This window comes from Paramicrobacterium salitolerans (genome assembly GCF_051513965.1).
GTDB lineage: Bacteria > Actinomycetota > Actinomycetes > Actinomycetales > Microbacteriaceae > Paramicrobacterium.
In genome coordinates this window covers 1,422,795-1,441,163 of the sequence record NZ_CP195847.1, presented here as the reverse complement: position 1 = coordinate 1,441,163, position 18,369 = coordinate 1,422,795, and the positions used below count along the sequence as shown (strand labels likewise).

Below are 18,369 nucleotides of genomic sequence, written 5' to 3'. Positions count from 1 at the left end.
GCGACTGGGCGCCTAGAGCAAGCGCCAACGAAGGAGAGGCAACGTGTCCACGGTAAATAGCTTTGGAGCTAAGAGCACCCTGAAGGTCGGTGACACCGACTACGAGATCTTTCGCCTCGATGCCGTCAACGGCTACGAGAAGCTGCCTTTCAGCCTGAAGATCCTCCTCGAGAACCTACTCCGTACCGAAGACGGAGCGAACATCACCAAGGCGCACATCGACGCCCTCAGTTCCTGGGATCCGAAGGCTGAGCCCAGCACTGAGATTCAGTTCACGCCGGCCCGCGTGGTTATGCAGGATTTTACCGGCGTGCCGTGCATCGTAGACCTCGCGACCATGCGCGAAGCATTTGTCGAGCTCGGGGGAGACCCGAACAAGATCAACCCGCTGTCACCGGCTGAACTCGTGATCGACCACTCCGTCATCGCCGATGTCTTCGGCTCCGAGGAGGCCCTCGAGCGCAACGTGGAGATCGAGTACCAGCGCAATGGTGAGCGTTATCAGTTCCTGCGCTGGGGCCAGACGGCGTTCGAAGACTTCAAGGTCGTGCCCCCTGGCACTGGCATCGTTCACCAGGTGAACATCGAGTACCTCGCTCGCGTGACGTACACCCGCGCTGTAGACGGCGCTCTCCAGGCCTACCCTGACACGCTCGTCGGAACCGACTCCCACACCACCATGGTGAACGGACTCGGCGTCCTCGGCTGGGGCGTCGGCGGCATCGAGGCTGAGGCTGCCATGCTCGGCCAGCCTGTGTCCATGCTGATCCCGAAGGTCGTCGGCTTCAAGCTCACCGGCGACATTCCCGCCGGCGTCACCGCTACGGACGTCGTCCTCACGATCACGGAGATGCTGCGTCAGCACGGTGTGGTCGGAAAGTTCGTCGAGTTCTACGGCTCCGGTGTCGCAGCGGTTCCGCTCGCGAACCGCGCGACAATCGGCAACATGAGCCCAGAGTTCGGCTCGACCGCAGCGATCTTCCCGATCGACGATGTCACACTCGACTACCTTCGTCTCACCGGCCGCAGCGACGAGCAGATCGCACTTGTCGAGGCCTACTCCAAGGAGCAGGGACTCTGGCACGACCCGAGTCGCGAGCCGCAGTACAGCGAGTACCTGGAGCTCGATCTGTCGACGGTCGTCCCCTCCATCGCCGGTCCCAAGCGGCCACAGGACCGCATCCTGCTCACGCAGGCGAAGAACCAGTTCGAGTCAGACCTTCACAACTACGCGACCGTTGAGCACGATCTCGTGGATCTCGAAGTCTCTGAGTCTTTTCCAGCGTCCGACCCGCCAGGAAACACGCCCGAAGACGAGCACTTCTCGCACAGCCACAGTCACCGAAGCCACGCTCCTCGCACGGCCTCGAAGCCCACTGAGGTCGTCCGCGAGGGAGACGATTCGTTCACGATCGACCACGGTGCGGTTGCCATCGCGGCGATTACGTCCTGCACCAACACGTCGAACCCGTCAGTCATGCTTGCCGCGGGCCTTCTCGCCCGCAACGCGGCGAACAAGGGGCTGAAGGCCAAGCCGTGGGTCAAGACGACTCTTGCTCCCGGTTCAAAGGTCGTCACCGACTACTACGCGAAGGCCGGTCTGACTGACGATCTCGAAGCTCTCGGCTTCTACACGGTCGGCTATGGCTGCACGACCTGCATCGGAAACTCGGGACCGCTCGACGACGACATCTCGCAGGCGGTCAACGACAGCGACCTCGCAGTGACTGCGGTCCTCTCCGGTAACCGCAACTTCGAAGGCCGCATCAACCCCGATGTGAAGATGAACTACCTTGCGAGCCCGCCGCTCGTGATCGCATACGCACTGGCTGGTTCGATGAACTTCGATTTCGAGTCAGACCCTCTCGGCCAGGACGCAGATGGCAACGATGTGTTCCTCAAGGACATCTGGCCGCAGCCGGAGGAGATCCAGAAGACGATCGACGAGTCGATCTCGAGCGACATGTTCTCGCACCAGTACAGCGGCGTCTTCGACGGAGACGAGCGCTGGCGGTCGCTTCCGACGCCGACGGGCTCCACGTTCGAATGGGATGCCGAGTCGACGTACGTTCGCAAGCCTCCGTACTTCGAGGGCATGACGCTTGAGACCACTCCGGTCAGCGACATTTCCAATGCGCGGGTGCTGGCGAAGCTGGGGGACTCCGTCACGACGGACCACATCAGCCCGGCTGGATCGATCAAGGCTGACAGTCCTGCGGGACGTTACCTGACCGAGCACGGCATCGCGCGTCGAGACTTCAACTCGTACGGATCACGCCGAGGCAATCACGAGGTGATGATCCGTGGGACCTTCGCGAACATTCGACTGCGCAACCAGCTGCTGGACGATGTCGAGGGCGGTTTCACTCGCGACTTCACCCAGCCCGATGGCCCGCAATCGACGATCTACGACGCTTCTCAGAACTATCAGGCGCAGGGGACGCCACTGGTGATCCTCGCCGGCAAGGAGTACGGCTCCGGCTCCAGCCGAGACTGGGCGGCCAAGGGCACGAGCCTTCTCGGCGTCGGCGCTGTGATCGCCGAGAGTTTCGAGCGCATCCACCGTTCGAACCTGATCGGCATGGGCGTCATTCCGCTGCAGTTCCCCGAGGGCGAGAGCACCGAATCGCTGGGACTGGACGGCACGGAATCCTTCTCGATCAGCGGTATCGAGGCCCTCAACGAGGGCTCGACCCCGTCGACTGTTCACGTGATCGCAACGCCGACGGACAACTCTCCTGAGGGCAAACAGACGGTGGAGTTCGACGCTACCGTGCGCATCGATACACCCGGCGAGGCCGATTACTACCGCAACGGAGGAATCCTGCAGTACGTTCTCCGCAGTCTCGCGGCCTAACAGCCACCGACTACGCCGCTGCCCCTGAGCGCTCTGTGTGAGAGGCTCAGGGGCAGCGGCGTAGAGTTGGGCCTACGGCATCCGTCCCCTGCGAGGAGAACACGTCTATGACGCTTCTAGAGTCGATCTCCGGTCCCCGTGACCTCGATTCGCTCACTGAGACGCAGCTCGACGAGCTCGCGGAGGAGATCCGTCGGTTTCTCATCGCAGAAGTGTCTCAGACCGGCGGGCATCTTGGCCCGAACCTCGGCGTGGTGGAACTCACCCTGGCGCTCCACAGAACGTTCGACTCGCCACGCGACGCCATAATCTTCGACACTGGCCATCAGTCCTATGTCCACAAACTGATCACGGGTCGCCAGGACTTCAGCAGCCTCCGTCAGAGAGGCGGACTCGCCGGATACCCTCAGCGACGCGAGTCGGAGCATGACATCGTGGAGAGCTCACACGCCTCGAGCTCTCTCAGTTGGGCTGATGGTATCTCCCGCGGATTCGAGATGACCGGCCAGCATGATCGACACGTGGTCGCCGTCGTCGGCGACGGAGCTCTGACCGGTGGAATGACCTGGGAAGCGCTCAACAATATCTCGGACGACAACACGCGGCGCCTCGTCATTGTCGTAAATGACAACGGCCGCTCGTATGCTCCGACGATCGGCGGGATGGCCCGCTATCTCAACAGCATCCGCACCGCGCGCGCCTATCGCTCGCTCCATCGGTCGAGTCAGGCAGCATTCGACCGCCTCGGGAGACCGGGTAGGGCCGTATTCCGGGGTGTCCGAGGCGGAGTCCATGGTTTTCTCAGTCGCTTCTCGAACAATGCGGCGCTCTACTCGAACCTCGATATCAAGTACATCGGTCCGATCGATGGACATGACGTCAGCGCGATGAGAGAGGCACTCGAACAGGCGAGAGACTTCGGTGCTCCGGTGATCGTTCACGCGATCACCGAGAAGGGCCGTGGATACGCCCCTGCCCGTGAGGACGAGGCCGACCAGTTCCACGCCGTGGGACAGATCGATCCAGACACCGGAACACCCACAGCGGTCGATACACGCCCGACCTGGACGAGTGTATTCGCGGCGAGTTTGGTCGAGCTGGGGGAGCAGGATCCCTCGGTCGTCGCAGTCACCGCCGCGATGCTCAGGCCGACCGGACTTCAGCCGTTCGCAGAACGCTTCCCAAACAGGGTTCATGACGTGGGCATCGCCGAGCAGCACGCGGTCACGAGCGCGGCCGGCCTCGCATTTGGTGGTCTCCACCCTGTTGTCGCCTTGTACGCGACGTTCATGAATCGGGCGTTCGACCAGGTGCTCATGGACGTCGCCCTCCATCGCGCCGGTGTCACGTTCGTGCTCGACCGTTCGGGTGTGACTGGCCCCGACGGTCCATCTCACCACGGGATCTGGGATCTGGCTATTCTCCAGGCCGTCCCGCAGATCCGCATCGCCGCTCCACGTGATGCTGCACGTCTCCGTGAGGAGCTTGCTGAAGCTATCTCAGTCAGTGACGCGCCCACCGTGGTGCGCTTCCCCAAGGGAGCAGTCGGCGCCGAACTTCCAGCCGAGCGACGCACAGAAGATGGAGTCGACGTTCTCCGCTCCAGCGCCCGTCCCGACGTGCTCATTGTGGCCGTCGGGGCGATGTGCACGCTTGCCCTCGATGTCGCACAGCGGCTCGACGCACAGGGAATCGGAGCGACCGTCGTCGATCCGAGATGGGTCGTCCCTGTGCCGGAGAGCATCGTGACGCTTGCGGCGGAACATCGGCTGGTCATCAGCCTGGAAGATGGCATACGCGTGGGCGGGGTCGGAACGCGCATCCGCCAGGTTCTCCGCAGAGCCGGCGTCGACACGGCAGTCGATGAGTTGGGGCTTCCGGACGAGTTCATCGATCATGCGTCCCGAAGCGAGATCTTCGAGGATGCTGGCCTGACCGGTCAGCAAATAGCACGCGATGTCGTTGCCCAGGTCGTCGGAAGCCGAGTTCCCATCGCACGCCCACTCACGCAGAGTGTTGAGAGGCTCACGGAGCACGAACCTCACGAGCACTCCTGAACGTCAAACGCGTGGTGGCCGCCCCATCCGGACCGGCCACCACGCGTTCTCGTTTGTCTCGAATCAGTCGAGGGCGACCATCGGCGGGTGGTGGAACGTGTCAGAGAAGACACGCTCGCTTGCGCCGACTCGATCCAGGTACGGAGTGACTCCGCCCATCTGGAAGGGGTAACCCGCGCCGAGAATCAGGCACAGGTCGATGTCCTCGGCGCCGTGAACGACACCGTCTTCGAGCATCCTGTGGATCTCGTCCGCAAGACCGTCCTGCACACGACGCAGGATCTCCGCCTTGTCCAGCGGTGATGTGCCACCCGAGACGATCTTGAGCGCCTTCTTGTCGAATCCCTTGATCTTGCCCTTAGAGTCCTTTTCAAAGAGCCGTCCGTACTCGGCAAGCTTGTGCAGGTTCTCCGAGTTGTAGAAACGTTCGGGGAACGCACGGTGGTGCGTGTCGAGGACGTGAGCCCCGACCTGCAGGCCAACGAGGTCGAGCAGCTCCGACGGGGCCATCGGGAGACCAAGCGGGGCGAGGGCCTCGTCGACATCCGCGAAAGAGGTTCCGCTGTCCACGGCGCGCATGGCCTCACCCAGAAGCTTGGCGAGCACACGGTTCACGACGAAACCGGGGGTGTCCTTCGTGATGACCGCGTTCTTACGGAGATTCTTCGCCGTCGCCATGGCTGTTGCCAGAACTTCATCGGTCGTCTGCGGTGTCCGCACGACCTCGATGAGAGGCATCACCGCGACAGGATTGAAGAAGTGGAACCCGACGAGGCGCTCCGGATGGGCGAGGCGTTCACCGATCTGCTCGACCGAAAGTGACGAGGTGTTGGTCGCAAGAACAGCGTCTTCAGAGATGTGCTGCTCAATGTCTGCGAAGACGTTCTGTTTGACCGCAAGCTCTTCGAAGACCGCCTCGATCACCCAATCGCAGTCGGCGAAGTCTGCCTTGTCAGTCGTACCGTGTACGAGTGCCTTCAGACGGTTCTGCTCGTCAGACGAGATCCGCCCCTTCGCAGCGAGTTTATCGATCTCCGAGTGGATCGTCTCAACACCGCGGTCAACGCGCTCCTGATCGAGGTCCGTGATGATGACAGGAACCCGAAGTCGCCGCACGAAGAGCAGCGCGAATTGGGTCGCCATCAGGCCTGCCCCGATCACTCCGACCTTCGTGACACGTCGTGCGAGACTCTTGTCTGGCGCGCCGGCGGGGCGCTTCGCTCGTTTCTGCACGAGGTTGAACGCGTACACAGAGGCACGGAACTGCTCACCCGCGATGAGCTCCGCGAGAGCGGCATCCTCGAGTGCGAAGCATTCGGCCTTCGACCCCGATTTCGCCGCCTTCAGCAGCTCGAGGGCCTTGTAAGGCGCGACAGGCACCGTGCCGATCTTCGATTCAAGCGTCTTACGGGCGATGGCGAGAGCAGCATCCCATTTGACGGTTCGCTCGATCTTGCCTGGAGTGTTCTTGCGCTTCGGGGCGACAGATCCCTCGATCACCTTCGACGCCCACGCCACTGAATCCTCAAGGAAAGCGGCAGCAGGGAACATCGCGTCGGCGATGCCGAGTTCGTACGCTTGCGCGGCCTTCAGCATCCGATTCATCTTGAGCGGATTCTCGATCATGACCGTGAGCGCGTTCTCGATGCCGATCAGGTTCGGCAGCAGATACGACCCACCCCAGCCCGGGATCAGCCCGAGGAAGACCTCGGGGAGAGCGATGCCCTGCGCCGAGGCATCGATCGTTCGATAGTTGGCGTTGAGGCCGATTTCGAGTCCACCGCCCAGAGCGAGCCCGTTGATGAAGACGAATGTCGGAACGCCGAGATCCTCGAGCTTCCCAAAGACGTGGTGTCCGAGCTTCGGCAGTAGTGCAGCGACGTCGCGGTTCGGGATGTCGTTCACCTTCGATAGGTCGGCTCCAGCCGCGAGGATGAACGGTTTGCCTGTGATGGCGACCCCGTGGATTTCACCGGATGCTCCCCGCGAGCGCTGCTGTTCGAGAACGCCGTCCAGTTCGGTCAGACCGATCGGCCCGAATGTGTTCGGACGTGTGTGGTCTTTGCCATTGTCGAGAGTGATGAGGGCAAGCGTCTTGCCGCTGGGAAGCGGCACGTCACGCACAAAGCTGTGCGTGACGACCTCGTCCTGCGACATCTCGACCAGGGGAGTGAAGTCGATATTCGAGTAGTTCGTCTCAGTCACTTGCGCCGTCCATTCCACGAGGGGTTCTCCCAGATAACCGTTCCGCCCTGTCCGAGGCCCACACACATCGCGGTGATTCCATAACGGACTTCGGGGTGCTCTGCGAACTGTGCCGCAAGCTGAATCATGAGTCGCACTCCCGATGCCGCAAGCGGATGTCCGACCGCAATCGCACCGCCCCACGGGTTCACACGAGGGTCGTCATCCGCGATGCCGAAGTGATCGAGGAACGAAAGCACCTGGATCGCGAATGCCTCGTTGAGCTCGAACAGTCCGATGTCGTCGATCGAGAGACCCGCCTTGCGGAGTGCTTTCTCCGTAGAGGGAACGGGGCCGAGCCCCATGATCTCGGGTTCGACGCCCGCAAACGCGAAACTGACCATGCGCATCTTTGGTGTGAGGCCGAACTCCTTCACTGCGTCTGCACCGGCGATCATGCTGACCGTGGCACCGTCTGTGAGAGGAGAGGATGTTCCAGCCGTGACTCGTCCGTGCGGCCTGAACGGAGTACGCAGGCCGGCGAGTCCCTCCATCGTGGTCTCCGGACGCATTCCTTCATCACGTGTCGCCAAACCCCAGCCGTCTGCGCTGCGAGTAGCCACGGAGATCAGGTCCGGCTGCAGTTTGCCTGCCTCGTACGCGGCGGCCACCTTCTGCTGGCTGAGCATGCCGAACCGGTCCGCACGCTCCTTTGTGAGGTGGGGGAACCGGTCGTGGATGCGCTCCGCGGTCTTGCCCATGTCAAGAGCATCGGGGCTGACAAGCTTCTCAGCAAGGAAGCGCGGGTTGGGGTCAGCGCCGATTCCCAGGGGATGCCGTCCCATGTGCTCGACGCCGCCCGCGATGGCCACGTCATACGCGCCGAAGGACACACCACCCGCGACGGTCGTCACCGCCGTCATCGCACCTGCGCACATGCGGTCGATCGCATAGCCGGGCACCGACTGGGGCAGGCCTGCCAAAAGCGCCGACGTACGACCAAGGGTCAGTCCCTGGTCGCCTTCCTGCGTCGTCGCTGCGATTGCGACATCGTCGATGCGGTCCTTGGGAACGTTCTGGTTGCGCTCCAGAAGACCGATCATGGCCTTTACGACGAGATCATCCGCACGGGTCTGCCAGTACATGCCCTTCTCGCCCGCTCGTCCGAACGGGGTGCGGACGCCGTCGATGAAATAGACGTCAGCGTTGATCGTCACTGTGCCTCCTTAGGGGTTCGTTTCGAGCCTAGGAGTGCACACGGGCGCAAGGGAATCCTTTGCTTGTTTCTACGATTTGCTTTCTGCGTCCGGAGCTCCGTTTTGGGCGGCCTCCACAAAAGCTTCCGCAATCGACTGTGCGGTTGCCTCAATCTGCCATGGGCGAGCACCGCACTCCGCGAGCACGTGTGCCACACTCTCGCGACTGGGGGCATCAGGAGCGTTCCACGCGACCTTGCGAAGATACGCAGGCTTCAGAAGGTTCTCGACGGGCATGTCGAGGGCCTCCGCGATGCGCGCGACGACAAGCTTCGCCTGCTTGAGGCGAGCATCAGCTTCAGGGTCTTTGTCCGCCCACGCGCGCGGTGGCGGTATGTGATCGCCCTTAGATACACGCGGTTCTGGCATGTTGTCAGTGGTCAGCCCCCGCTCGACTGCGGCCCACCAGCGATCGAGCTCGGTCCGGCTCGCCCTGCCGGTGAACTCTTTGAGCCCGGCGAGTGCTTCCTTGGATTTGGGAAGCGCTTTAACAACAGCGACTAGGGACCTGTCGGGGACGAGGCGCCCTGGCGCGACATCGGTCTCGCGGGCGTATTCATCGCGGGCCAGCCAAAGCTCGCGAGCCACCGCGAGCGGTCGAAGGCCTCTGACTGAGTGGATGCCGCTGAGCTTACGCCACGGGTCGGAGCGCGGCGGAGTTGGCTCCGCATGAAGCTCCGCCTCGAACTCCTCGCGAGCTATTCGCGTCTTACGCTGCTCCACGAGCCGCTGTTCGAGGTCGTCGCGAACGTCAACCAGCAATTCCACGTCCAGTGCCGCATACTCGAGCCAGGATGCCGGGAGCGGACGCGTGGACCAATCGGCGGCGGAGTGTTCCTTTGCGAGGTGAACGCCCAGAGTCTCTTCGACGACGGCGCCCAGACCGACGCGAGGCATCCCCAAAAGCCGTGCGGCGAGCTCGGTGTCGAACAGCCGCTGCGGAAGGATACCCACGTCGCGAAGACAGGGGAGATCCTGGCTCGCTGCGTGCAGGACCCATTCCTCACTATGGAGCAGGGTATTCAGATCGTCGAACCGACCGAGCTGCGGGGCGTCGAAGAGGAACACTCCAGCATCGCGTCGGAACACCTGGATGAGGTAAGCCTTCTGCGAATAGCGGTACCCGGAGGCGCGTTCGGTGTCGATCGCGACGGGTCCCGTGCCCGCGGCGATCGCGTCGAGCGATCTCGAGTATTCGGTTCGAGTGTCGATGACGTGACGCTCAGTCACGAGCCGTCCTGTGAGCGGAAAGCAAAGTTACTCCTTCTGTCGTGGGAGGCAGGCCCGCGAGCATGCACAGCAGCTCGGCCCATCCTTCCACGTGCGCCGCCATCGTCGACTCGAGCGGAGACCACGACGCACGTAATTCGATCTGTGCACCGTCGCCCTGGTCGGCCAACTCTCCGAACCCTGTCGACAGGATCCGCGTCGCGGTCCCCGATGCGGCGGTATAGCTCGCCCCCCGGGCGTTCAGAGCATCCACGAGCCACGACCACGCGACGTCTGTCAGGAACGGATCGAGGCCGATCTCTGTCTCAAGCGGTGCCTGCGCAAAGCAGACAATGCGGAATGGTCCGCCCCATGATGACGGTTCACTCGGATCATACAGGACGATGAAACGTCCTGTCCCCAGCTCGGAATCTGAGCCGTGCGCGTTTGGATGAACATTCGCCGCGAGAGCGAGAGCGTGCGGAGCGAGCTTCGCGGGCGCCGGAATTTCTTCCACGACGAGTTCGTCGCGGAGCTTTGCGGCGCGAACGGCCGCGATAGCAGCCGAGAATTCCTCGGGCATCGTTGTGTTCTCCGGTTGGTCGCCCACACCGAGAGACTAGAGTTATTCTGCGATGAAACAACCGTGCCACGCCGACCACTCTCGGCGCCGATGGCCTCTGAAGGTGCTCGGCGCGGCTACTGCCGCGTTTGGGCTCGCGCTTGCCGCAGCCAGCACGGCCGTGGCACGGGAGGTTGTCATCCCGACCTCCAAGCGCCGCCCGAACACTCGGGTGCTCCGCCTCGATCGCGACGAAGGCACCGTGACTCTTACGAGTTCGCCCGACACGCTCGTGCCGGGGCGTTACGGCCTCTGGACGCGAGACGACTCGGCTCATCTCCGAATCGGCGACATCGTCTCTACGTCGCGAACGACGGTGACGCGCCAGGTCATCTCTCCGATTCCCGACGATTTCAAGCTCGGACGCGCCTCATTTAGAGGCTGGTACTACACATCGGCAGAGGACCTCGACCTCGATGTGGAGCACTGGGCTATCCCGACGGAGAACGGTCCAGCACCCGCGTGGCACTTCCCAGCGGCGATCTCGGGCACAGAACGCTGTGCGATTCTCGTGCACGGCCGCGGGGTCACTCGTCACGAGGTGCTGCGCGCCGTGCCCGTCTTCCACGAGCTCGGCTGGGGAGTGCTCGCGGTCTCGTATCGCAACGATGGAGAAGCCCCAGCGTCATCTGACGGTCGCTACGGCCTCGGGACGACGGAATGGCGGGACGTCGAAGCTGGGATGCAGGTCGCGTCAGCATCCGGCTATCGCTCATTCGTGCTGGTGGGCTGGTCTATGGGAGGTGCGATCGCGCTCCAGACCGCGGATCGCTCAGAGCTGCGCGACCGAATTCTCGGCATCGTCTTGGATTCACCGGTGATCGACTGGCTCGTCGTGCTTCGGCATCAGGCAAAGCAGTCCCGCATTCCGGCGTTCCTGCGGGACTGCGCGCTCTGGCTGATCACACACAGAGCCAGTCGGATGCTGACAGGCCAACGGTCTCCAATCGACTTCACGCGTCTCGATCGCGTGGCTCATGCGAGTGACCTGCGCCAGCCGACGCTTATTCTGCACAGCGACGACGACGACTTCGTCCCTTCCGACGCGTCACACGCACTTGCGGCAGCGCGCCCGGATCTTGTAGAGCTCGAGACGTTCGCCCGCGCTGGACACACCAGGCTGTGGAACGTGGACGCGGCTCGGTGGGAGAGGCGGATCTCAGAGTGGATGACAGAGCATGTTCCTCCACGGCTCACCGACGACGAAGCACGGTGAGTCTCAGATACCTGTCTTCTCTCTGACCTGGCGCTTGATGCGGGCAAGCATGCCGCTCATGCCGCTCAGACGCAGAGGGGAGACCGCGCGGGCCAATCCCAGCATCTGCGGGAAGTCATTCGGGATGTCGAGCACCTGATCCGAGCTCAATCCGTCGATTCCCTGAGCGAGGATGCTGGCGAACCCACGCGTCGTCGGCGCTTCCTTCGCTGCGGAGGCGACGAGATGAACGGAGCTGCCCGTCAACTCCACGGTCAGGAACACGGGGGATTGGCACTCGACGACTCTCTCGAGAAGATCCGGGTGATCCTGGTAGCGCTCCGGCAGATCGGGAAGCTCGTTCGCGAAGTCGAGGAGCAGCAGGAGCCGCTCCTGCTCCTCGACCTCGAGAAACTCATCTCTGATCTCCGCGAGGGTGCCGGTCAGATTTCCATCGGGCATATGGTTCAACTCTCTTCGTCGTTCAGTGCCGAGGCTTCGGCGCATCGCCAGGCTCGTCGCCGACGACGATCGGCACGCGGACAGCGCTACCCCACTCCGTCCAGGATCCGTCGTAGTTCCGAACGTTGGGAATTCCCAGAAGGTGGTGGAGCACGAACCAGGTGTGACTCGAGCGCTCACCGATACGGCAGTACGCGATCACGTCGTCGCCCTCTCGCAGCCCTGCCCCGTCACGATAGACGCGCTCGAGCTCGGTTCTCGGCAGGAAGGTTCCGTCCTCCGCAACGGCTTTGCCCCACGGAACATTGGCGGCGCTCGGGATGTGTCCTGCGCGCAGAGCTCCCTCCTCCGGGTACGCGGGGGCAGTCGTACGATCCCCTCGATATTCCTCAGGGGAGCGGACATCGACGAGCGGGTTGCCAAAGTGCGCCAGCACATCCTCGCGGAATGCTCGGAGCTGACTGTCGTCGCGCTCCACAACGGGATACTCGGTGGACGGTCGCTTTGCGGCATCCGTTGTCATCTCTCGACCTTCGGCCACCCACTTGTCCCGGCCGCCGTCGAGCAGTCGAACGTCTTCGTGCCCGAAGAGGCTGAAGACCCAGAGCGCATACGCAGCCCACCAGTTGCTCTTGTCTCCGTAGATGACGACCGTATCGTCGCGAGCGATGCCCTTGCGAGACATGAGCTCCGCGAATCCTGCGCCATCAAGGTAGTCACGAGTGACCGGGTCGTTCAGCTCCGTGTGCCAATCGACCTTGACTGCGCCAGGAATGTGACCGGTCTCATAGAGAAGGACGTCTTCATCACTCTCGACGATGACGAGCCCGTCATCTCCACGGTGTTCCTCCAGCCATTCAGTGCTGACCAATCGTGTCGGGTCGTCATACGCCGCAAACTTCTGATTGCCTGAATCGGCCGGAACCGTCATGTCTCCTCCTCGTGGATTGACGCAACCTGGAAATGAGCACCCAGCGACTAGGCTTGGTGACGTCAATCTCGACGATACGCCCGCCAGCTGGCAAACATGTGCTCGGCGTACGAGTGTGACACACCATTCCTGCCCGCATCGATCTGAAGGCGCGACAACCGATGAATATTCCCCCGCAGAGCGCTGGGACCGTAACGCATCTCACAGATCGGCGTCCCGAGCTCTCGGCGGAAGACCTCGCTGCCAGCCTCACGCCGCCTCCGCAGTTCGCGACGGCGACGTTCGACTCCTATCGACCTGATGACGCGTATCCATCGCAGGCGGACACCGTCGCGTATCTTTGCCGATTCTCCAGCGGACCGCCTGTTCAGAAGGCGAAGCTGTTCTCCCGCAAGCCGAAGACCCCTCCGATGAAACCCGGCGTCTATCTCGACGGCGGCTTCGGCGTCGGCAAGACGCACCTGCTCGCCGCACTGTGGCACGCTGAGCCCGGCAGGAGGAAACGGTTCGGAACGTTCATCGAGTACACAGCGCTCGTGGGCGCCCTCGGCTACGCGGGCGCCGTTAAGCTGCTCACTGGAACGACCCTCATCTGCATCGACGAGTTCGAGCTCGACGACCCCGGCGACACGATGATGATGACGCGACTCCTCACCGAACTGGTCGGAACGGGGACTCGTCTAGCGGCCACCTCCAACACGCCGCCGAACGCTCTCGGTGAAGGACGCTTCGCGGCCCAAGACTTCCTGCGTGAGATCCACTCGCTCTCAGAGCACTTCGAGACACTCCGGATCGACGGCACAGACTACCGCCGCAGGTCTCTGGAGGGCCACGCAACCACAGTGACGGATGCTGAGATCGATGCGGCGCTTCGAGAAGCGGCATCCTCTGGACTCACCGTCAGCGATGACGAGTTCGCGCCGCTCGTCGAGCACCTCGCTGTCGTTCACCCGTCTCGATTCATCCGTCTGCTCACTGACGTGGATCGCATCCTCATTCGAAATGTGTCCACGCTGACGTCACAGGCAGCGGCTCTTCGTCTCGTCGCGTTCATCGACCGGGTGTACGACGCGCAGATCCCCATCGTCGCGAGCGGTGAGCCGCTCGACACGGTCTTCACAGAGGAAATGCTCACCGGCGGCTTCCGAAAGAAGTATCTGCGCGCCATGTCCCGCATGATGGCTCTGACCTCCACCGGCTGAAACACGGTCTTCACACGCCCTGCCCGTTCGTTACCGCGCTGAAACACATCCGCGCCGCTGCTAGAAACATCGTGAGCGGAAGCTGACTGCGTCGGTGTTCCTTGCCGACCGCGGATTTCAGCGAAAGGCAGAACATGGATACCGGCAGCATTTCCTGGGGAATCACAGCGACAGCGCTCGTCCTCCTCATGACACCAGGTGTGGCCTTCTTCTACGGCGGGCTGGTCAAGGCCACGAGCGTTGTCAGCATGATGATGCTGAGCATCGGAGCGCTTGCACTCGTCGGAGTGCTCTGGATTCTCGTCGGAGCCAGTATGAGCATCGTCGATTCGCCGGGGGACTTCGTCGGCGATCCATTCGCGGACTTCGCGCTCACGTCGTCGGCGGGAGGCGCGAATGCCAATGCTGATCTTCTCGGGGCAGCCTATGGGGCGACGTTCGCGATCATCTCGGTCTCACTCATCTCGGGCGCGATCGCGGACCGAGCTCGTTTCAGCTCGTGGATGGGCTTTGCGGGGCTCTGGGCCCTCGTCGTCTACTTTCCTGTCGCTGCGTGGGTCTGGGGTGGGGGCTGGATTCAGCACCTCGGAGAGTTCCTCTACGGCGAGCACACCGCAGTCGAGGTGATCGACTACGCGGGAGGCACCGCGGTGCATATCAATGCTGGGGCAGCCGCACTCGCACTCACGCTGGTCCTCGGCAAGCGGCACGACTTTGGCCGCCGCTCCTCTCGCCCGCACAATGTGCCTCTTGTCCTTCTGGGTGCCTCGCTGCTCTGGTTCGGCTGGATCGGCTTCAACGCCGGCGCAGAATGGCTCAACGGTCTCGCAGGCGTCGGGTTGATCGTCACCAACACGATCGGCGCCGCTTCGGCCGCGATCATCGGCTGGCTTCTCGTCGAGCGAGGCAAGGGCGGCAAGCCGACCGCCGTGGGCTCAGCCTCTGGAGCGGTCAGCGGCCTGGTCGCCATCACTCCAGCGTGCGCAGACCTGACACCCGGATGGTCGTTGCTGCTTGGGCTTCTCACGGGAATGGTCTGCTCGTTCGCCGTGGAGATGAAATTTCGTCTGGGCTTCGACGACACGCTCGACGTCGTCGGCATCCATCTCGTCGGAGGTCTTGCGGGCACTCTCTTCCTCGGGTTCTTCGCCACGGGGACGGGACTTGCGTTCGGCGGGGACATCCGTCAGCTCGTCCTTCAGGCGATCGCCGGGGGAGCAGTGCTCGTCTACAGCTTCACCCTCACCTGGGTGATCGGCGTCGTCATCGAAAAGACCGTCGGCTTCCGACTCGCGGCTGCCCAAGAAGCCGCCGGCATCGACAGTCACGTTCACGGAGAAAGCGCCTACGCGCTCGATGACGGCAGCCCGGGCACGTCAAGCAGTGCGCCGATCGATACGCTGGAGTCATGACTCGACTCGTCAGCGCCTATCGAACCACCAAAACGGAGCAGATCACCCAGGATGCCGCAGACGTCACAGAAGCGCGCACGATGATCGAGCAGGCCGTACCTGACGGCTTCGAGATCATTCAGCTCGACGTGGGCAAGACCGAGACCGGTTCGAGAGTCACGGGAATCATCAGATCAACAGAGCGCACGCCGATCGAAGCTGAAGGGGCCGACTACGAAGATGCTCTGCAGGCGTTGCGCGCGCAGATTCCAGAAGATGCTGTGGGGCTCGGCATCCTGATCGCAGACGATTAGCGACAATCAAATTGGCCCCGTCGATTCGACGGGGCCAATTTTCTCTTCGGTGGGCGATACCAGATTCGAACTGATGACCTCTTCCGTGTGAAGGAAGCGCGCTAACCAACTGCGCCAATCGCCCGCATTCCGAGGGTGCTCGGTAGCGACAATCGATACTAACCGACAAATACGTTCGAGCGCACATCGAGAGCGCCTGACTCGGCGCGACACGCGCGGGATATCTCGGTTTGAACATTCGCAGTCTTTTCGGTTACAGTTTTTGAGCACGCAGAAATGCGAGCAACGCGGATGTGGCGCAGTTGGTAGCGCATCACCTTGCCAAGGTGAGGGTCGCGAGTTCGAGTCTCGTCATCCGCTCGAGTGCTGAGGATCAGTCTCAAGGCTGGTTACGGCATGTGGGCTTACCCACACGCGGTGGCGTGGCCGAGAGGCGAGGCAGCGGCCTGCAAAGCCGTCCACACGGGTTCGAATCCCGTCGCCACCTCCAACTCAGACTCATACAGAAACACCCCGGGCGATTGGCGCAGCGGTAGCGCGCTTCCCTGACACGGAAGAGGTCACTGGTTCGAACCCAGTATCGCCCACAGACAGAACCCCCTCGGCGCGCCGAGGGGGTTCTTCAGTTTCTGCAGTGCCACGTGGCGCGTGCGGGCGACTAAGGTTGTCAGAGTCATTAATCGCCAGCCAAGGAGTGAGTACCGGTGTCAGACGGATTCGATCTGTTCCCCGACCGTTCCGTTGTCGCAATGCGCGTCAATGGTGAGCTCAAGGACCTCGCAACGACGGTCACGGACTCAGATACCGTCGAGCCGGTCGAAGTGACGTCTCCTGACGGTCTGAACATCCTTCGTCATTCGGCCGCACACGTGCTCGCTCAGGCTGTCCAGGAGATCAACCCTACGGCGAAGCTCGGCATCGGTCCCCCCATCACAGATGGCTTCTACTACGACTTTGATGTCGACGAGCCTTTCACCCCCGAAGACCTGAAGACGCTTCAGAAGCACATGGAGCGCATTGTCAAACAAGGGCAGCGCTTCGTTCGCCGAGTTGTGACCGAGGAAGAGGCGCGCGCCGAGCTCGCTGAAGAGCCGTACAAGCTCGAGCTCATCGGGCTCAAAGGCGGGAGCGCGGACGGCGATGAGAACGAGAGCGTTGAGGTCGGGGGGACAGAACTCACGATCTACGACAACGTGAACCCGAAGACGGGGGAGACCGTCTGGAAGGATCTCTGCCGCGGCCCGCACCTGCCATCGACGAAGCTGATCGGAAACGGCTTCGCGCTCATGCGAGTCGCAGCAGCTTACTGGCGAGGTTCTGAGAAGAATCCGCAGCTTCAGCGCGTCTACGGCAGTGCTTGGCCCACCAAAGACGAGCTACGCGCGTATAAGACTCGCCTTGAAGAGGCTGCGAAGCGCGATCACCGCCGACTCGGAGCAGAACTCGATCTGTTCAGCTTCCCAGACGAGATCGGCTCGGGACTCGCGGTCTTCCATCCCAAGGGCGGCATTATCCGCGCCGAGATCGAAGATTATATGCGGCAACGCCTCGTCGAGAACGACTACGAACTCGTGAACACACCCCACATCACCAAGGGACATCTGTACGAGATCAGTCAACACCTGAACTGGTACAAGGAGGGCATGTTCCCTCCCATGCATCTCGATGAGGTGCTCGACGACGAGGGAAATGTTGTCAAGCCGGGGCAGGACTACTACCTCAAGCCGATGAACTGCCCGATGCACAACCTGATCTACCGCGCGCGGGGGCGCAGTTACAGAGAGCTCCCACTCCGTCTTGCAGAATTCGGCACGGTGTACCGCTATGAGAAGAGCGGCACGCTCTCTGGGCTCACCCGGGTTCGTGGGCTGACACAGGACGATGCGCACATCTACGTCACAGATGGTCAGATCAAGTCAGAGGTCGCGAAGCAACTGACGTTCGTGCTCGAGACTCTTCGCGGATATGGGCTCGACGACTTCTATCTCGAACTCTCGACGCGCGATCCTGAAAAGTCGGTAGGGTCGGATGAGGCCTGGGAGAATGCGACGGAGACCCTCCGCCAGGTAGCGCTTGAGTCGGGCCTTGAGCTTGTGGACGATCCGGGTGGGGCCGCGTTCTACGGTCCCAAGATCTCCGTTCAGGCGCGCGACGCAATCGGCCGGACGTGGCAGCTGTCGACTGTGCAACTCGATTTCAACCAGCCAGAGCTGTTCGAGCTCGAGTACACCGCAGCCGACGGCACGCGACAGCAGCCCGCAATGATCCACAGGGCACTTCTCGGATCCATCGAGCGCTTCTTCGCGATTCTGCTCGAGCACTACGCCGGAGCTTTCCCAGTGTGGCTCTCACCGGTGCAGGTGGTCGGTATCCCCGTTGCAGAGGAGTTCGGGCCTTACCTCGACGACGTTGCGCAGCGCCTACGCAGCCGCGGAGTTCGAGTGGAGATCGACCACTCAGACGATCGCATGCAGAAGAAGATCCGGACCCATACGAAGCAGAAGGTTCCTTTTCTCCTCATCGCTGGCGAGGAGGACCGTTCGAAGGGGAGCGTGAGCTTCCGCTTCCGTGACGGTTCCCAGCTCAACGGCATCCCGATCGATGACGCTGTTGAGAAGATCGTCGCAAGCATCGAATCGCACGAGCATGTTGTAACGGCGTGGACGGAGTGAGCGTGACATCTCACGCG

Annotated in this window: 13 protein-coding genes and 4 tRNA genes; 10 read left to right on the top strand and 7 right to left on the bottom strand. The window is 62.3% G+C overall.

Annotated features, from left to right (window positions below; genetic code table 11):
• Positions 1-43 precede the first annotated feature (43 nt).
• On the top strand, positions 44-2,857 hold the full coding sequence (gene acnA / locus ACSAGD_RS06865; protein WP_437584961.1) for an aconitate hydratase AcnA: 2,814 nt from the start codon (positions 44-46) through the stop codon (positions 2,855-2,857).
• Between the two features lie 107 nt (positions 2,858-2,964).
• Positions 2,965-4,914 (top strand): 1-deoxy-D-xylulose-5-phosphate synthase, encoded by a 1,950-nt coding sequence (gene dxs, locus ACSAGD_RS06860; RefSeq protein WP_437584960.1) that lies wholly within the window; start codon positions 2,965-2,967, stop codon positions 4,912-4,914.
• Positions 4,915-4,977: 63 nt separating this feature from the next.
• Here the strand turns inward: dxs and ACSAGD_RS06855 are convergent, their stop codons facing one another.
• From ACSAGD_RS06855 to ACSAGD_RS06840, 4 genes are all read right to left on the bottom strand, one after another.
• Positions 4,978-7,071, bottom strand: a complete 2,094-nt coding sequence (locus ACSAGD_RS06855) for a 3-hydroxyacyl-CoA dehydrogenase NAD-binding domain-containing protein (RefSeq protein ID WP_437585137.1) — start codon at positions 7,069-7,071, stop codon at positions 4,978-4,980.
• A gap of 44 nt (positions 7,072-7,115) precedes the next feature.
• Positions 7,116-8,243, bottom strand: coding sequence for a thiolase family protein (locus ACSAGD_RS06850; protein WP_437585136.1), 1,128 nt, complete (start codon positions 8,241-8,243; stop codon positions 7,116-7,118).
• A 141-nt stretch (positions 8,244-8,384) separates the two neighbouring features.
• A complete protein-coding gene (locus ACSAGD_RS06845) occupies positions 8,385-9,584 on the bottom strand; it encodes an HRDC domain-containing protein (protein WP_437584959.1) in 1,200 nt (399 codons plus the stop codon).
• A complete protein-coding gene (locus ACSAGD_RS06840; RefSeq protein WP_437585135.1) occupies positions 9,577-10,146 on the bottom strand; it encodes a DUF3000 domain-containing protein in 570 nt (189 codons plus the stop codon). The genes ACSAGD_RS06845 and ACSAGD_RS06840 overlap by 8 nt, the downstream gene beginning before the upstream one ends.
• Positions 10,147-10,198: 52 nt before the next feature.
• On the opposite strand from ACSAGD_RS06840, the gene ACSAGD_RS06835 reads away from it, so the two are divergent.
• Complete coding sequence (locus tag ACSAGD_RS06835) at positions 10,199-11,401, top strand: alpha/beta hydrolase (RefSeq protein WP_437584958.1); 1,203 nt, start codon at positions 10,199-10,201, stop codon at positions 11,399-11,401.
• Between the two features lie 3 nt (positions 11,402-11,404).
• On the opposite strand, the gene ACSAGD_RS06830 is transcribed toward ACSAGD_RS06835, so the two are convergent.
• Together ACSAGD_RS06830 and ACSAGD_RS06825 are read right to left on the bottom strand one after the other, a co-directional pair.
• Positions 11,405-11,842 carry a SufE family protein gene (locus tag ACSAGD_RS06830; protein WP_437584957.1) on the bottom strand — a complete coding sequence of 146 codons (438 nt, stop codon included), beginning with the start codon at positions 11,840-11,842 and terminating at the stop codon, positions 11,405-11,407.
• A 22-nt stretch (positions 11,843-11,864) separates the two neighbouring features.
• Entirely contained in the window at positions 11,865-12,773 is a 909-nt protein-coding gene (locus ACSAGD_RS06825; RefSeq protein WP_437584956.1) for a sulfurtransferase, read from the bottom strand.
• A 167-nt stretch (positions 12,774-12,940) separates the two neighbouring features.
• Between ACSAGD_RS06825 and zapE the strand changes: the two genes are divergently transcribed.
• The 3 genes from zapE (at position 12,941) to ACSAGD_RS06810 (ending at position 15,680) form a co-directional block, all read left to right on the top strand.
• Positions 12,941-13,975: a cell division protein ZapE gene (gene zapE / locus ACSAGD_RS06820; protein WP_437585134.1), complete on the top strand. Its 1,035-nt coding sequence runs from the start codon at positions 12,941-12,943 to the stop codon at positions 13,973-13,975.
• Between the two features lie 134 nt (positions 13,976-14,109).
• Positions 14,110-15,387 (top strand): ammonium transporter, encoded by a 1,278-nt coding sequence (locus ACSAGD_RS06815; protein WP_437584955.1) that lies wholly within the window; start codon positions 14,110-14,112, stop codon positions 15,385-15,387.
• Positions 15,384-15,680, top strand: a complete 297-nt coding sequence (locus ACSAGD_RS06810) for a hypothetical protein (protein WP_437584954.1) — start codon at positions 15,384-15,386, stop codon at positions 15,678-15,680. The genes ACSAGD_RS06815 and ACSAGD_RS06810 overlap by 4 nt, the downstream gene beginning before the upstream one ends.
• A gap of 50 nt (positions 15,681-15,730) precedes the next feature.
• Here ACSAGD_RS06810 and ACSAGD_RS06805 read toward each other — a convergent pair.
• Positions 15,731-15,804 (bottom strand) — tRNA-Val (locus ACSAGD_RS06805).
• 163 nt (positions 15,805-15,967) lie between these two features.
• On the opposite strand from ACSAGD_RS06805, the gene ACSAGD_RS06800 reads away from it, so the two are divergent.
• The 4 genes from ACSAGD_RS06800 to thrS all read left to right on the top strand — a co-directional run bounded on the left by ACSAGD_RS06800 (position 15,968) and on the right by thrS (position 18,352).
• Positions 15,968-16,040: transfer RNA gene (locus tag ACSAGD_RS06800), tRNA-Gly, on the top strand.
• A 56-nt stretch (positions 16,041-16,096) separates the two neighbouring features.
• A tRNA-Cys gene (locus tag ACSAGD_RS06795) sits at positions 16,097-16,170 on the top strand.
• Between the two features lie 25 nt (positions 16,171-16,195).
• Positions 16,196-16,267 (top strand) — tRNA-Val (locus tag ACSAGD_RS06790).
• A gap of 162 nt (positions 16,268-16,429) precedes the next feature.
• Positions 16,430-18,352 (top strand): threonine--tRNA ligase, encoded by a 1,923-nt coding sequence (gene thrS, locus ACSAGD_RS06785; RefSeq protein ID WP_437585133.1) that lies wholly within the window; start codon positions 16,430-16,432, stop codon positions 18,350-18,352.
• Positions 18,353-18,369: the final 17 nt, after the last annotated feature.

Bases quoted from the DNA above. Each gene is read 5' to 3' on its own strand.
- ACSAGD_RS06825 (WP_437584956.1), bottom strand. From the start codon at position 12,773: ATGACGGTTCCGGCCGATTCAGGCAATCAGAAGTTTGCGGCGTATGAC.
- ACSAGD_RS06850 (WP_437585136.1), bottom strand. From the start codon at position 8,243: ATGTACTGGCAGACCCGTGCGGATGATCTCGTCGTAAAGGCCATGATC.
- ACSAGD_RS06835 (WP_437584958.1), top strand. From the start codon at position 10,199: ATGAAACAACCGTGCCACGCCGACCACTCTCGGCGCCGATGGCCTCTG.
- ACSAGD_RS06855 (WP_437585137.1), bottom strand. From the start codon at position 7,071: ATGTCGCAGGACGAGGTCGTCACGCACAGCTTTGTGCGTGACGTGCCG.
- ACSAGD_RS06810 (WP_437584954.1), top strand. From the start codon at position 15,384: ATGACTCGACTCGTCAGCGCCTATCGAACCACCAAAACGGAGCAGATC.
- ACSAGD_RS06830 (WP_437584957.1), bottom strand. From the start codon at position 11,842: ATGCCCGATGGAAATCTGACCGGCACCCTCGCGGAGATCAGAGATGAG.
- ACSAGD_RS06840 (WP_437585135.1), bottom strand. From the start codon at position 10,146: ATGCCCGAGGAATTCTCGGCTGCTATCGCGGCCGTTCGCGCCGCAAAG.
- ACSAGD_RS06815 (WP_437584955.1), top strand. From the start codon at position 14,110: ATGGATACCGGCAGCATTTCCTGGGGAATCACAGCGACAGCGCTCGTC.
- dxs (WP_437584960.1), top strand. From the start codon at position 2,965: ATGACGCTTCTAGAGTCGATCTCCGGTCCCCGTGACCTCGATTCGCTC.
- thrS (WP_437585133.1), top strand. From the start codon at position 16,430: ATGCGCGTCAATGGTGAGCTCAAGGACCTCGCAACGACGGTCACGGAC.